Here is a 13,906-nt window from a genome sequence, read left to right on the forward strand (position 1 = left end):
TCGACGCAAGATGGCGGGAGTTGGTAACCGAAGGTTTAACGGAGCCTTGGAATGTCCGTCAAATTCTCTGCATCCTCTTTGGGCTGGGTGAAAAGTTCCTTGAAATCAAAGAGATCGTTGTCCAGAAGATGCGATGGACGTGCATTGGTCAGCGCGCGGAACATCACCTGACGACGGCCGGGGCTGTTCTTTTCCCAGCCATCCAGAATGGCCTTGACCTGCTGTCTTTGCAGCCCGTCTTGGCTGCCGCACAGATCGCAGGGAATGATCGGATAGCTCATCGCCCTTGCGAATTTCTCGCAATCGGACTCCGCAACATGGGCCAGGGGGCGATAGACAAACAGATCGCCATCCTCGTTGACCAGTTTCGGCGGCATCGTGGCAAGCCGCCCGCCGTGAAACAGGTTCATGAAGAACGTCTCGAGGATATCGTCCCGGTGATGGCCCAGCACCACCGCGGAACAGCCTTCCTCGCGCGCGACGCGGTACAGGTTGCCCCGGCGCAGCCGCGAACAGAGCGCGCAATAGGTTCGTCCCTGCGGCACCTTGTCGACAACGATGGAGTAGGTGTCCTGGTACTCGATCCGGTGCGGCACGCCCATCTTTTCAAGAAATTCCGGCAGGACCGTCGCCGGGAACCCCGGCTGCCCCTGATCGAGATTGCACGCCAGAAGATCGACCGGCAGCAGCCCGCGCCACTTGAGCTCGTGCAGCACCGCAAGCAGCGTATAGCTGTCCTTGCCGCCCGACAGGCAGACCAGCCAGCGCGCCGGAGGCGCGTCGGGATGGCGCGCGTCGCGCTCGATCATGCCGTATTGTTCGACCGCCTCGCGGACGTTCTGCACGATCCGCTTGCGCAGCTTCTTGAACTCGGTGGTCTTGGGCGCACCGTAGAACAGCGGGTGGATATCGTCGGCATCATCAAGCATGGGCGCGGTCTACGGCGGATCGTCCGATGCGGCAAGGCCTGTCAGCGGGCACGCGGTTTGGCGCGCAGGGTCGGGTCTGCCTCGGTCGGGTCCTCGGGCCAGGGATGTTTGGGATAGGCCGCGCGCATGTCCTTGCGCACATCGGCATAGGAGCCGGCCCAGAACCCCGGCAGGTCCATCGTGGTCTGGACCGGACGGCGGGCCGGCGACAGAAGCGTCACCCGCAAGGGCGTCTTGCCGACCATCGGATGTGTCTTCTGGCCGAACATCTCTTGCAGGCGCAACGCGATCTCCGGGTGTTCGCCGGTATAGTCGATGGGAATCTCGCGCCCCAGGGGTGTGGTGAACCTGCCCGGAACGGCGCTCTCCACCGCCTGCATCTGGGCCCAGTCCAGCCTGAGGCGCAAGGCATTGAGCAGGTCGAACCGCTTCCAGTCCTCGGCGCTGCGCACCCCTGTCAGATGCGGCAGCAGCCAGGTTTCCAAGGTCTCGAGAAGTGCCGCCTCCGACATGTCCGGAAGGTCGTGCCCGGCCTCGCGCGCCAGCGTCACCCGCGCCACGAACCGGCGCGCGGCATCCGTCATCGCAGGGGCCAAGCCGAGATCGCGCACGCCGTCCAGCATCGCCGCCGCCACCGCGTCGGGCGGCGCGTCCTTCCAGATGCGATCGTCCAGCGCGATCGCCCCGAGCTTTTCCTGCTGTCGCGAAACCACGCGTCGGTCGCGTTTCGACCAGGCGCAGGTATCGACCCAGGCGATCTGGTCGGCGTAAAGCGCGCGCACCGCGCTTTCGGGGATCTGCATCGCCTGTCGGATGCGCGCCTCACGCGGATTGCCGTCCAGATCGGTCGCCACGATCAACCGCGCCCCGGCCAGCGGATCGCCCTCGTCCATCACCGCTCCCTTGCCGCCGGAGAGCTGATAGCGCGGCGCGTCGCCCTTGCGGCGCAATCCGATCCGGTCGGGATAGGCCAGAGCGGCCATCTCTGCCGGGCCAAGGTCCGTGCCGCTGCGGGCGGGCGCGACCCGCGCGAGGCGTTTGGCCTCGGTCCGGATCCGCTCCAGCGCCCCCCGGTTCAGCGTCGCGCGCCGTGTGTCGGTAAACCGCTTCGGATCGCGCAGCGCCTCCAGCCGCAGGCCAAGGTCGACGCCCCCGCCCTGAACCGGATCGCGGTCCGCCATCAGCGCGGCCAGCGCCGCCGCCTCCGGTCCGGCGACGCTCAGCATATGCGCCAGCCGGGGATGCAGCGGCAGCGCGGAAAGCACCCGCCCGTGATCGGTCATGCGGTTCAGTCGATCAAGCGCCCCCAACATCCGCAGCAGCGCTTGCGCTTCGGCATAGGCACCCTCGGGCGGGGTGGTCAGAAACGGCAGATCACCCGGTTGCGCCCCCCAGAGCGCCAGTTCCAGCGCCAGCCCGGCAAGGTCCGCCGCCTCGATCTCGGCTGGCGGGAAGGCGGCCAATGCGCCGTCCTCCCCTTTGGTCCAGAGCCGGTACGCGACCCCGTCGGCGACCCGGCCGGCACGGCCCGCGCGCTGGGTGGCTTCGGCCTTGGTCACCTTTTCCGTGACCAGCCGCGACATGCCCGACCCCGGATCGAACCGCGCGCGCCGCGCGCGACCGCCATCGACAACCACGCGGATGTCCTCGATGGTCAGCGAGGTTTCCGCGATCGATGTCGCCAGCACCACCTTGCGGCCGCCGCTTTCGGGGCGGATCGCCTCTTGCTGGGCCTTGAAGGGCATTGCCCCGAAAAGCGGCCGTATCGTGCAGGTCTTGGGCAGCCGCCCCTCCAGCACGGCCTGCACGCGCCGGATCTCGCCTTCGCCGGGAAGAAAGGCCAGGATGCCGCCGTCGGTCTCGGTCGCGGCCCGTGCCACGAGGTCCGCCATCGCGGCCTCGAACCGTATCGCCTTGGGCAATGGTCGGTCCAGCCAGCGGGTCTCGACCGGAAAGCTGCGGCCTTCGGAGGTGACGATCGGCGCCTGCATCAGCTCTGCCACCGGGGCCGCATCCAGCGTCGCGGACATCGCCAGCAGGATCAGGTCACTGCGCAGCGCTCCGGTGATTTCGAGGCACAGCGCCAGGCCCAAATCCGCGTTCAGCGACCGCTCGTGGAATTCGTCGAAGATCACCGCGCCGATGCCGCGCAGCTCCGGGTCGGACTGGATCATCCGCGTCAGGATGCCTTCGGTGACCACCTCGATCCGCGTCGCCTTCGACACCTTGGCCTCGCCGCGCACCCGGTACCCCACGGTCTGGCCGGCGGGTTCGCCCAGCGTCTGGGCCATCCGCTCGGCGGCGGCGCGGGCGGCAAGGCGGCGCGGTTCCAGCATCACGATCTTCTGCGGCGTCACGCCCGCCTCGAGCATCGCCAGCGGCACGCGGGTCGTCTTGCCCGCGCCGGGCGGGGCTTGCAGCACGGCACGGCCCACGTCACACAGGTGCGCCAGAAGGGCGGGCAGGGCATCTTCGATGGGAAGCCGGGTCATGCGGTCTTCCAGGCCGGGCCGGGTCTGGTGGGCAAGTCGATCACGCCTCGTCTTCGGGGAAGGCTTGCAAACAGGCCGCCGTGCCCCGCTCGGCGGCGCGCTCCAGCCCGGGCAGATCGCGGGCAAGCTGGGCATCGCGGGCCTGCAACGCAGCGCGGTCGACAGGCACCCGACGGGTCACCGGATAGGTCTCGCGATCCCAGCAGGGCACGAACTTGTCTTCCGCAACCTTGCAGCGGGTAAAGACGCGGCGGGTTTCGTATTCGGTCACCGTATCGAATCCGCGCGACAGGGATCGTGCGATGTCGGCACGTTCCTTGAGCGCAGCTCGGTAGGGGCCCGCGGCATCGTTGATGCAGCGCTCCTGCGGAGTGGCGCAGGCGGCCAGCAAAACGAAGATCGGGATCAGGACTCGCATGCGCCAAGGCTATCCCACCGGGGATGTGTCGGCAATGGACTTGGCAGGCCGGCGCGTGGCCGAAGCCTGTGATCCCTGCCGCGCAGGGGCGCGTGTCACGACTTGGCTGAGAATTCCGAAACCGGGGCCGACACAAGCTGATCCGCGGGGCAATTGCGGAACGCCTCGACCGCAGGGGCCGCGCCCTCAAGCGACAAAGGCACCTCCAGATCGCCCAGAACCGCAAAGGCGCGGGAGTTGAAATGCAGGCCGTTCAGGACGTTGCCGAAGCCCCTGTCCCGCACCGTCAGGGTGCGCGTGTCCTCGGCCTCGATCCGGTGCCTGTCGGTCGAGATGGTCAGGCCGCGCGGGCCTTCGAACCGCATCGAGAAAACGTCGCCCTCGGGCCAGCCGCCTTCGCGCGACAACTGGATCGCGTATTCCCCGATGCCGGGATCATACGTCACCATGACAGCCATGTCCGCACCCTGATGGAACAGCGTGCAGATCGGAACCGGGGTGAATTCCCAGGCGGTCGCGGGCGCGGCCATGCAGGCAAGGGCGAGGGTCAACATGCGCATGCCCTAATGATAGCGTCCGGGTCGCGCTGCACCAGCCTTCGGATGAAAACAGCATGCCAAAGGGATGAAATTGCGCGCCGCATGCATATCTCACCTAGGGTAACTCAGAGGAGAGCCGCCATGAAATGCCCGATCGACGGAACCGAGCTTGTGATCGCCGAACGCTCCGGCGTGGAGATCGATTATTGCCCGCAATGCCGGGGTGTCTGGCTGGACCGGGGTGAACTCGACAAGATCATCGACCGCAGCGCCGATTTCACCCCCGCGCCGTCGCCGCCGCAACATGCGCTTCCCCGCGATCCGGACGAATATGGCGATCAGAGAGGCCAGCGCGGATATCCCGGACAGGGCGGCTACCGCAAGAAAAAGCGTGGCGGCTTCCTTGAGGATCTGTTCGACTTCTGATCAAGGTGCCGACAGGTCGGACGTTGATGTCCGATCTGCCGGCAAGGAGCCCTGGTCATGCGTGTTTGGATTGCGATTGCGAGCTTGATGGCCCTGAGCGCCTGCGGCGTGCCGTTTGTGCCGTTTATCTGATCGTTCGGGTGTGCCGTAGATCGGCACGCCTGGCCGTCACTTCTTCCGCCGCTTCACATTCCCGCCGCGTTGCCCCGGACGTCCGGCCGTGGACCGCCCGGATGCCTTGGTCGCCGCATCGGATGCCGCCTCGACCGCCGACTGACGCGCCAGCGGGTCGTCGGCAATCGCCAAATCCACGGCTTCCAGACGTTTGACCTCGTCGCGCAAGCGCGCCGCCTCTTCGAACTCGAGGTTCTCGGCGGCCTTGCGCATATCGGTCCGCAGCCCGTCGAGAACCGTTTTCAGGTTTGCGCCGGCAAGTGGCTTGTCGACCTTGGCGGTCACGCGGTTCATGTCCACGTCGCCCTTGTAGAGCCCCTGAAGGATGTCATCGACGTTCTTCTTGATCGTCGCGGGGGTGATGCCGTGTTCTTCGTTATAGGCGATCTGCTTGGCGCGGCGGCGGTCGGTTTCGGCCAGCGCGCGTTCCATCGACCCGGTGATCCGGTCGGCATACATGATGACACGGCCGTCTGCGTTGCGGGCGGCGCGGCCGATGGTCTGGATCAATGAGGTTTCCGAGCGCAGGAACCCTTCCTTGTCGGCGTCCAGAATGGCGACCAACCCACATTCGGGAATGTCCAGACCTTCGCGCAGCAGGTTGATGCCGATCAGCACGTCGAACGCGCCAAGCCGCAGGTCGCGCAGGATTTCGATCCGTTCGATCGTGTCGATATCGGAATGCATGTAGCGCACGCGGATGCCCTGTTCGTGCATGTATTCCGTCAAATCCTCGGCCATCCGCTTGGTCAGCGTGGTGACCAGCGTGCGGTAGCCATCGGCGGCAACCTTGCGCACCTCGTCCAGCAAGTCGTCGACCTGCATCTCGACCGGGCGGATTTCCACCATCGGGTCCAGAAGGCCGGTGGGGCGGATCACCTGTTCGGTGAACACACCGCCGGTCTGTTCGATCTCCCACTTGGCGGGGGTGGCGGACACGAAGACCGATTGCGGGCGCATCGCGTCCCATTCCTCGAACTTGAGCGGGCGGTTGTCCATGCAGGAGGGCAGGCGGAACCCGTGTTCAGCCAGCGTCATCTTGCGACGGAAGTCGCCCTTGTACATGCCGCCGATCTGCGGAACGCTGACATGGCTCTCGTCGGCAAAGACGATCGCGGTGTCGGGGATGAACTCGAACAGGGTGGGGGGCGGCTCGCCCGGCGCACGGCCCGTCAGGTACCGCGAATAATTCTCGATCCCGTTGCAGACGCCGGTCGCCTCGAGCATCTCCAGGTCGAAATTCGTGCGCTGCTCCAGCCGCTGTGCTTCAAGCAGCTTGCCATCGGCAACAAGCTGATCCAGCCGCGTGCGCAGCTCTTTCTTGATGCCGATCATCGCCTGCTGCATCGTCGGTTTGGGCGTGACGTAGTGACTGTTGGCATAGATGCGGATGCGTTCGAAACTGTCTGTCTTCTCGCCGGTCAGCGGGTCGAACTCGGTGATCGACTCCAATTCATCCCCGAAGAACGACAGTTTCCAGGCGCGATCCTCGAGGTGCGCCGGGAAAATCTCCAGGGAATCCCCGCGCACGCGAAACGACCCGCGTTGGAACGCCTGATCGTTGCGCCGGTATTGCTGGGCCACGAGATCGGCCATCACCTTGCGCTGGTCATAGCTCTTGCCGACATGCAGATCCTGCGTCATCGCGCCATAGGTCTCGACGGAGCCGATACCATAGATGCAGGACACCGACGCGACGATGATCACGTCGTCGCGTTCCAGAAGCGCCCGGGTGGCCGAGTGGCGCATCCGGTCGATCTGTTCGTTGATCTGGCTTTCCTTCTCGATATAGGTGTCCGAGCGCGGGACATAGGCTTCGGGCTGATAGTAGTCGTAGTAGCTGACGAAATACTCGACCGCGTTGTCCGGGAAAAAGCCTTTGAATTCTCCGTAAAGCTGCGCCGCGAGTGTCTTGTTGGGCGCAAGGATGATTGCCGGACGCTGGGTCTCCTCGATCACCTTGGCCATCGTAAAGGTCTTGCCGGTGCCGGTCGCGCCCAGAAGCACCTGGTCGCGTTCGCCGTCACGGACACCTGCCGACAGGTCCCGGATCGCGTTGGGCTGATCGCCCGCCGGTTCGAAATCGGTCGCCATGCGAAAGCGGATTCCGCCTTCGAGCTTTTCGCGCGCCCGGACATCGGGGGCGGGGGAATGCAGGAGCTGGGTATCGGACATGGGTCTCCGGACGGAATCAGGCTGCCGCAAGGACAGGTGCGATAAGAAGGCAGAGCCTCAAAAATGGGGCGGGACGGGCGAAAATGCAACCTGGGTCGCATATTGGCTCAGGTGGCTGCAAATGCCCTGTTTTCTTGCCTTTCGGACGCAATACTTGCGCCCGCAACGGCGGGAATTGCACCCCCCGAGGCTTTTTTTCTTTAAAACTTGCATGAATTGGGTACCTTTTACCGGCAAGCAGTTGGTTTAATTTGTTTCGGGCCGCATACACCCACCCCTCGCTCCCCGCGGTTCGTCGGCGAATGGCACCCTGCTTGCACTTTTGCCTCCGGCCCTGCGACAGTGTGATGACTTGGAACGCCTTGCGCCTTGGGCCGTTTTTGCCCATATCCAGTGGACAGACAGATCAGGTGAGACCCATGCGAGCGCGAATTTACCAGCCGTCCAGAACCGCGATGTCTTCCGGCAGCGCGAAGACGCATCATTGGGTTCTGGAATTTGCCCCCGAAAGCCCGCGCGGCATTGACCCGCTGATGGGGTGGACATCCTCGACCGACACGCAAAGCCAGGTGCGGCTCACGTTCGACACGCTGGAGGCGGCGAAGGATTATGCCAAGGATCACGGCATCGAGGTGGTGCAGTTCCAGCCCAACAAGCGCAAGCCGAACATCCGCCCGCGCGGCTATGCCGAAAATTTCGCCGTCGACCGCAAGGGTGCCTGGACGCACTGATGAACAGCTTCCGCATTGATCCGGTCGTGGCCTTGACCTGGGATGTTGCGGACCTGCTCGGCAGACATTTCGAAATGATGCAGGCGCAGACGCCGCAGGAAAGCTGTCACGTGATGACGGCCGATGACCTGTTCGCGGCCGGCGCCCATGTCTACGCGTTGCGCAACGCGGGCGACATGCTGGGCATCGCCGCGCTCAAGCCGCTGGATGCGACCCATGGCGAACTGAAATCCATGCACACCAAGGCCGAGGCCCGCAGCATGGGCGTCGGGGCGGCGCTGGTGCAGCACGTGATCACGCAAGCCCGATCCTTTGGAATGACGCGGATCAGCCTGGAAACCGGTTCGGAAGACCTGTTCGCCCCGGCGCGCCGCCTCTACGAGCGCCAGGGATTCGGTTATTGCCCGCCCTTCGCGGACTATGTCGATGACCCGCTCAGCGTCTTCATGACACGCGCGATCTGACACGCCTCGGCTGATCAAGGCCCGGAAAACGCACCGCAGGCGATCCGGTCCCCGGCATCCCCGGCCGGCTGGCTGGTATAGTCATCCGCACCGGCATGCATGATGAAGGCCGCGCCATCTTCGTCGAAGATCATCTCGTCGAGCGACAGGTGAGGATTGAAGAAATCGGCTGTCAGGCTGCCGTCGTCGCCGATGGTCACGTTCGGAAGGTCGCCGGGATGCGGTCCGCCATTGACGCTGATGCCATGTTGCATGTCGCCTGCGATATGTCCGCCGGCCGAGGTGAAATCATCCGCCGAACAATCGCCGGTTTCGTGCAGATGCACGGCATGGGTGCCCGACGGAACCGAGTCCAGCTCGAGTTCGACCAGCATGGTGCCCGAGGGCTGCGGCGTCAGCGTGACCGTGCCAAGGGACGTGCCGTCGCGGTTGGTGACGTCGGCGGTGGCCACGTCCTGCGCCGCGAGCGGCAAGGCGGGCAACAGGGCGGTGGCGGCGGCAAAGAGGGTGAGTCGCATGACGGTTTCCTTTCGTTCGGTTGACTGTCATCGAAACGCAGCCTTTCCGAACGCGGTTCCAATCACCCTTTGACGACCCGTTCCGCCTGTCGTAATCCCACCTCAGCGGTCCCTTAGCTCAACTGGATAGAGCAGCTGACTTCTAATCAGCAGGTTTGGGGTTCGAGTCCTCAAGGGATCGCCAACTTTATCCTCGACCATCGGCATCCATCACGGGTGCGCCGCCAGAAAGTCGGTGATCGCCGTCTGCATTTCGGCCGGGCGGTCGAGCGGGATCATGTGACCGGTGTCGAAGGTCACGCACCGGGCCTGGGGACAGACTGCTTTCAGGCGGCGCTTTTCCGGCCCGCGGGTCAGAAAGCTCTGGGTCCCGTAGATCGCCAGGACCGGCATCCTGATCCGGCGCGCCAGCGGTTCGCCGTCGAACGTGGCGGCGGCGGTCAGGGCGTCCGTCAGGGCGTCGGGATCATTCGCTTCCAGCCAGCGGTGGAAATCGGCGCGGCTGGACGGGGTCTCGATGCGATAGGACACCAGCCGCCCGATCCATTTCGGTCCCAGCAAGCGCACGGACAAGGGCGCCAGCGTCGGCCCGAATCGCTGCGCGCCCGGGGCCCGCAGCGACAGGGGCGTGTCGACCAGCACCAGCGCGCGGACGCGCTCGGACAGGCGGGCCGCCAGTGTCAGCGCAACCATGCCGCCCAAGCTGTGGCCGACCAGGGCCGCGCCGGCGGGGATGTCATCCTCGAGCGCGTCGGCCATCGCGTCCACGGTCGGGGCCAAGGCACGGGGCCGTTCTCCGTATCCCGGCAGATTGAGCGCGCGGCCCGGCACATTGCCCCAGCTTTCGGCATTGAGACCCGCGCCGTGCAGGTAGATCGTCTCGGTCATGCCGCGTCCTCGCAAACGTCCCGCGCCCTCGTGCGTCAGGCGAAACCCTTCAAGGTACGATATAGCCCGCGATAGCGTTCCAGTCTTTCGTCCAGCGCCTGCGACGGGTCCGGATCGAACCGGTCCGAGAGGGTGGGCTGCCGGCCCAGATCGGACAGGTGCATTGCCCCGACGCCGCAGGCGGCAAGACGCGCGGCCCCCATCGCCGGGCCTGCATCCGACCCCGTGGTGCGCGCGATCGTCGTGCCGGTGGCGCTGGCGATCAGTTGCAGCAGGAAGGGCGACCTGCTGCCGCCGCCAATGGCCGAAAGATGGGGCAGATCCCTGAGGGTGTCGCCGAAACTCTGCACCGCATCGGCGAAGGTGAAGGCCACCGCCTCGACCACGGCGCGACACAGGGCGGCACGGTCGGTGCTGTCCTCGAGCCCGAAGAACACCGCGCGGATATGCGGATCTCCATGCGGGCTGCGTTCGCCGGTCAGGTAGGGCAGGAAGGTCGGCACACGGGACGGGTCGGCGCGTTCGGCCAAGGCCACGACCTCTGCGGCGCTGACGCCAAGCTGCCCGGCCAGCCACGCGATGGGCCGCGCCCCGTTCAGCATGGCCGCCATCTGGTACCAGCGGTCCGGCACCGTGTGCGCAAAGGCATGCACGAACCTGTCCGGGTTCGGATGATACGCCTCCCCGGCCACGAACAACTGCCCCGACGTGCCCAACGAGATGAAGCCGCGCCCGGCCTCGGTGGCCCCCAGGGACACCGCTCCGGTTGCCGCATCTCCGCCCCCGGCCACGACCGGGATTCCGGCGCGCAGCCCGGTCTCAATGGCGGCCTGCCGCGTGACCTGTCCGACCACCTCCTGCCCGTCCGCGAGCCGCGGCAGCCAATCGGGGTCCGTTGCGCTGGCTTCGGCGATGACGCTGCTCCAGTCGCGGGCGGCCTGGTCCAGCCACAGCGTGCCCGCTGCATCCGAAGGGTCGGTTGCAACGCCCCCGTGCAGTCGCAGACCGATGTAATCCTTGGGCAAGAGGACATGCGCGATCCGGCTGTGCAAGTCCGGCTCGTGGCGTGCCACCCACATCAGTTTGGGCGCGGTAAAGCCGGGCAGGGGCAAGATGCCTGAAATCGCACCGATCTCCGGCACGGCCTCGCGCAGATATGCGCATTCTTCGATCGACCGGCTGTCGTTCCACAGAATGGCGGGGCGCAATACGTCGTGCCGCGCATCCAGCAGGACCGCGCCGTGCATCTGACCGGACAGGCCGATGGCGGTGATCGCGGCGAGGGGCTGCGTCCGGCCCATCTCGGCCAAGGCGTGACAGGTCGCTGTCCACCAGGCCTGCGGATCCTGTTCCGACCAGCCGGAATGCGGCGATTGCACCGTCAGATCGGCGCTCGCCGATGCGAAAATCTCGGTGCCGTCGGTGCAGATCACCTTGACCGCGGACGTGCCTATGTCGATGCCAAGAAACATGGCGCAGGTTTACGTCAGCGCTAACAACGGCGCAAGACGCGCATCAGCCTGCCTTTGCGACCCCGAGCGCGGCTTCCAGAACGCCGATGACGGCCTGCCGACCGCTTTCCTCTTCGATCTTCGCCAGCACCTCGCAGAGCACGTCGGCCGGCCAGTCGCTGTGGTAAACCTTGTGTTGCAGTGTCAGATATTCAGCGATTGCTTCATTCAACGCAGTCAGGTCCATACTTGCCTTTCAATGACATCAAACGTCGTCCTTGGCGAACTGCTCGGATCACGCAGATTTTGAATGTCCGGCGCGTGACGAGCCTCCGTGCCCGCCGCGTTGGCCGGTTTTCGGGTCTGATGACCTTGGAACTACTCGTTGACCCACTTCGCCACGCGACCACTGTCCCGTGACTGTCCTTCGGACATAAACATGCACTTTCTGAACATGCTCAAAAGGTCTTGCGACCCGCGTTTCGAACCCGCGCGCTTGTCCCGCAGATGCGCCGATCTTGGCATGCATGCTGAGGCTTTCCCACAATCAGGGCGCGAGTCGGCGGGCAACTATCTGATTCCCTGCGATTTGTCACCCGCAAAGCTGCATTCCGGCCGGATCGCTTGAACTGGCGCAACGTCGGAAGTCGGGCTAGACAGAACCAAACCATGAGGGAGCGGGACATGAGCAATCTTGATGCCAAATTCGCACGGCTTGGGGCCGACAACGCACCGGGGCAGGAGGTGCGGCAAAACGCGGAGGACCTGAAATCGGTGATGCGCGGAGACATCCTGACCGGCGTCCCGGTCGATTTCTCGCATGGCGATGTCGATGCGTTCGAACCCACCCCCGGTGCGCGGGCGGCGTGGGAAGAGGGTTTTGATGCCGGCGCATCGCAGGCCTATACCGAATACCGAGGCGCTGCGGCGATCCGCAATGATGTCGCTGCCAGCCTCGCCGCCTTTACGGGCGCGCCGGTCGACCCGGTGGACGAGCTGATCATCACACCGGGCACCCAGGGCGCGCTGTTCCTCGCCCTTGGCGCGGTCGTCGACCGTGGCACCAAGGTCGCCATCATGGAGCCGGATTACTTTGCAAACCGCAAACTGGTCACGTTCTTCGGCGGTGAGATCCTGCCCGTCGCCTTGCACTACCACGAAGACGCCCCGCAGCGCGGCCCCGATCTTGGCCAGCTGGAGGCCGCGTTCGAGGCCGGGGCCGAGGTTCTGGTGTTTTCCACCCCGAACAACCCGACAGGCGTGGTCACCCAGGACGATGCGATCATCGAAATCGCCCGGCTTGCCGCGCAGTACAACGTCACCGTCATCGTCGATCAGCTGTATTCCCGCCTGCTTTATAGCGGTGAGAGCTACACCCACATGCGCGCCTGTGCAGAGCGTCCGAAAAACCTCATCACCATCATGGGTCCGTCCAAAACGGAATCGCTCAGCGGGTTCCGCCTAGGCGTGGCGTTTGGCACGGCGTCCCTGATCGAGCGGATGGAGAAGCTTCAGGCCATCGTGTCGCTGCGCGCGGCGGGCTATTCCCAGGCGGCGCTCAGGACGTGGTTCCATGAACCCGAGAGCTGGATGGAGACACGCATCGCCCAGCATGAGGCGATCCGCGATGACCTGCTGGCGATCTTTCGCGCCGCCGGGTTCCCGACAGCCTGCCCTCAGGCGGGCAGCTACCTGTTCCCCGAACTGCCGGAGCTCGTGGTGTCGCCCGAAGATTTCGCCCGCCTCCTGCGCCTTCAGGCCGGGGTCACGGTCACGCCGGGGTCTGAATTCGCACCGCATACCGCCAAAAGCGTGCGGCTCAATTTCTCGCAGGATCACGCGGCGTCGGTCGCGGCCGCACACCGTATTGTCGAAATGGTCGAAAGGTATCGCGCATGAAGATCGGCATCGCAGGCATGGGCGCAATCGGCCTTCGGGTTGCGCAGGAACTGGACCGGGGCGGCATCCCCGGCTGTGAACTGGCGGGCATCAGCGCCCGCAACGCCGACCGCGCGGCAGAGGCGAATGCCACCCTGTCAAAACCCGCGCCGGTCTATGCGCTGAGCGAGATCGCCGCCCATTGCGACATCATCATCGAAACCCTGCCGCCGCAGCGTTTCATGGACCTTGCAACGCCGGTGGTGCAGGCGGGCAAGGAACTTGTCGTGCTGTCGGCAAGCCAGCTTCTCGGACAGGACGCGCTGTTCGATCTGGCGGAAGAAACCGGTGCAAGGATCACCGTTCCTTCCGGGGCGATGCTGGGCCTCGATGCCATAAAGGGCGCCGCAGTGGGCGAGCTGCATTCGGTTGTGATCGAGACCCGCAAGCCCGTCGCGGGACTTGCCAAGGCACCCTACGTGATCGACAACAAGATCGACCTCGGCAACCTGTCCGAGCCCGTTCTGGTGCTGGGTGGAGCCGTGACGGAAGTGGCCAAGGTGTTCCCGGCAAACGTCAATGTCGCTGTCGCGGTCAGCCTCGCGGGCTTTGGCCCCGACAGGACGCGGATGGAGGTCTGGGCCGATCCGGCGCTTGACAAGAACAGGCACACCGTGCGGGTGACGTCGGACAGTTCGGATTTCGAAATGACGATCCAGAACCGCCCGTCCGACGAAAACCCCGCCACGGGCAAGATCACCGCGCTCAGCGTGATTGCGCTCCTGCGTCAGAAGACGGCGGTGCTTCGGGTCGGAACCTGACC

At 65.1% G+C, this 13,906-nt stretch carries 14 protein-coding genes and 1 tRNA gene; 6 read left to right on the plus strand and 9 right to left on the minus strand.

Going from position 1 to position 13,906, the window contains the following annotated elements; genetic code table 11:
* Positions 1-35: 35 nt before the first annotated feature.
* The 4 genes from ttcA to LCF60_RS03720 all read right to left on the minus strand — a co-directional run bounded on the left by ttcA (position 36) and on the right by LCF60_RS03720 (position 4,393).
* Complete coding sequence (gene ttcA, locus LCF60_RS03705) at positions 36-929, minus strand: tRNA 2-thiocytidine(32) synthetase TtcA (RefSeq protein WP_292289723.1); 894 nt, start codon at positions 927-929, stop codon at positions 36-38.
* 41 nt (positions 930-970) lie between these two features.
* Positions 971-3,421 (minus strand): ATP-dependent helicase HrpB, encoded by a 2,451-nt coding sequence (gene hrpB / locus LCF60_RS03710; protein ID WP_292289725.1) that lies wholly within the window; start codon positions 3,419-3,421, stop codon positions 971-973.
* 40 nt (positions 3,422-3,461) lie between these two features.
* The gene (locus tag LCF60_RS03715; RefSeq protein ID WP_292289726.1) at positions 3,462-3,839 is read right to left on the minus strand and encodes an excinuclease ABC subunit B; all 378 of its coding nucleotides are present in this window, start codon (positions 3,837-3,839) and stop codon (positions 3,462-3,464) included.
* Positions 3,840-3,934: 95 nt separating this feature from the next.
* Entirely contained in the window at positions 3,935-4,393 is a 459-nt protein-coding gene (locus tag LCF60_RS03720; RefSeq protein ID WP_292289727.1) for an excinuclease ABC subunit B, read from the minus strand.
* A 126-nt stretch (positions 4,394-4,519) separates the two neighbouring features.
* Here LCF60_RS03720 and LCF60_RS03725 point away from each other — a divergent pair, with 126 nt between their 5' ends.
* Entirely contained in the window at positions 4,520-4,804 is a 285-nt protein-coding gene (locus LCF60_RS03725; protein ID WP_292289728.1) for a zf-TFIIB domain-containing protein, read from the plus strand.
* Between the two features lie 168 nt (positions 4,805-4,972).
* Here LCF60_RS03725 and uvrB read toward each other — a convergent pair whose 3' ends face one another.
* Positions 4,973-7,153 carry an excinuclease ABC subunit UvrB gene (gene uvrB / locus LCF60_RS03730; RefSeq protein ID WP_292289729.1) on the minus strand — a complete coding sequence of 727 codons (2,181 nt, stop codon included), beginning with the start codon at positions 7,151-7,153 and terminating at the stop codon, positions 4,973-4,975.
* Positions 7,154-7,572: 419 nt separating this feature from the next.
* Between uvrB and LCF60_RS03735 the strand changes: the two genes are divergently transcribed.
* The gene (locus LCF60_RS03735) at positions 7,573-7,884 is read left to right on the plus strand and encodes an ETC complex I subunit (protein WP_292289731.1); all 312 of its coding nucleotides are present in this window, start codon (positions 7,573-7,575) and stop codon (positions 7,882-7,884) included.
* Positions 7,884-8,348 carry a GNAT family N-acetyltransferase gene (locus LCF60_RS03740; RefSeq protein ID WP_292289732.1) on the plus strand — a complete coding sequence of 155 codons (465 nt, stop codon included), beginning with the start codon at positions 7,884-7,886 and terminating at the stop codon, positions 8,346-8,348. Before LCF60_RS03735 ends, LCF60_RS03740 begins: the two co-directional genes overlap by 1 nt.
* Positions 8,349-8,362: 14 nt before the next feature.
* Here LCF60_RS03740 and LCF60_RS03745 read toward each other — a convergent pair whose 3' ends face one another.
* Entirely contained in the window at positions 8,363-8,866 is a 504-nt protein-coding gene (locus LCF60_RS03745; protein WP_292289734.1) for a superoxide dismutase family protein, read from the minus strand.
* 107 nt (positions 8,867-8,973) lie between these two features.
* Here LCF60_RS03745 and LCF60_RS03750 point away from each other — a divergent pair.
* A tRNA-Arg gene (locus tag LCF60_RS03750) sits at positions 8,974-9,050 on the plus strand.
* Between the two features lie 26 nt (positions 9,051-9,076).
* On the opposite strand, the gene LCF60_RS03755 is transcribed toward LCF60_RS03750, so the two are convergent.
* From LCF60_RS03755 to LCF60_RS03765, 3 genes are read right to left on the minus strand one after another with little or no spacing between them, the layout of a single operon-like run.
* Positions 9,077-9,754, minus strand: coding sequence for an alpha/beta hydrolase (locus LCF60_RS03755; protein WP_292289735.1), 678 nt, complete (start codon positions 9,752-9,754; stop codon positions 9,077-9,079).
* Between the two features lie 35 nt (positions 9,755-9,789).
* Positions 9,790-11,226 (minus strand): xylulokinase, encoded by a 1,437-nt coding sequence (gene xylB, locus LCF60_RS03760; protein WP_292289737.1) that lies wholly within the window; start codon positions 11,224-11,226, stop codon positions 9,790-9,792.
* 43 nt (positions 11,227-11,269) lie between these two features.
* Entirely contained in the window at positions 11,270-11,452 is a 183-nt protein-coding gene (locus LCF60_RS03765; protein WP_292289739.1) for a hypothetical protein, read from the minus strand.
* A 437-nt stretch (positions 11,453-11,889) separates the two neighbouring features.
* Here LCF60_RS03765 and LCF60_RS03770 point away from each other — a divergent pair, with 437 nt between their 5' ends.
* Complete coding sequence (locus LCF60_RS03770; RefSeq protein WP_292289740.1) at positions 11,890-13,104, plus strand: pyridoxal phosphate-dependent aminotransferase; 1,215 nt, start codon at positions 11,890-11,892, stop codon at positions 13,102-13,104.
* Positions 13,101-13,904 carry an aspartate dehydrogenase gene (locus LCF60_RS03775; protein ID WP_292289741.1) on the plus strand — a complete coding sequence of 268 codons (804 nt, stop codon included), beginning with the start codon at positions 13,101-13,103 and terminating at the stop codon, positions 13,902-13,904. The genes LCF60_RS03770 and LCF60_RS03775 overlap by 4 nt, the downstream gene beginning before the upstream one ends.
* Positions 13,905-13,906: the final 2 nt, after the last annotated feature.

It is taken from the genome of Marivita sp. (assembly GCF_020055635.1).
Taxonomy (GTDB): domain Bacteria; phylum Pseudomonadota; class Alphaproteobacteria; order Rhodobacterales; family Rhodobacteraceae; genus Marivita.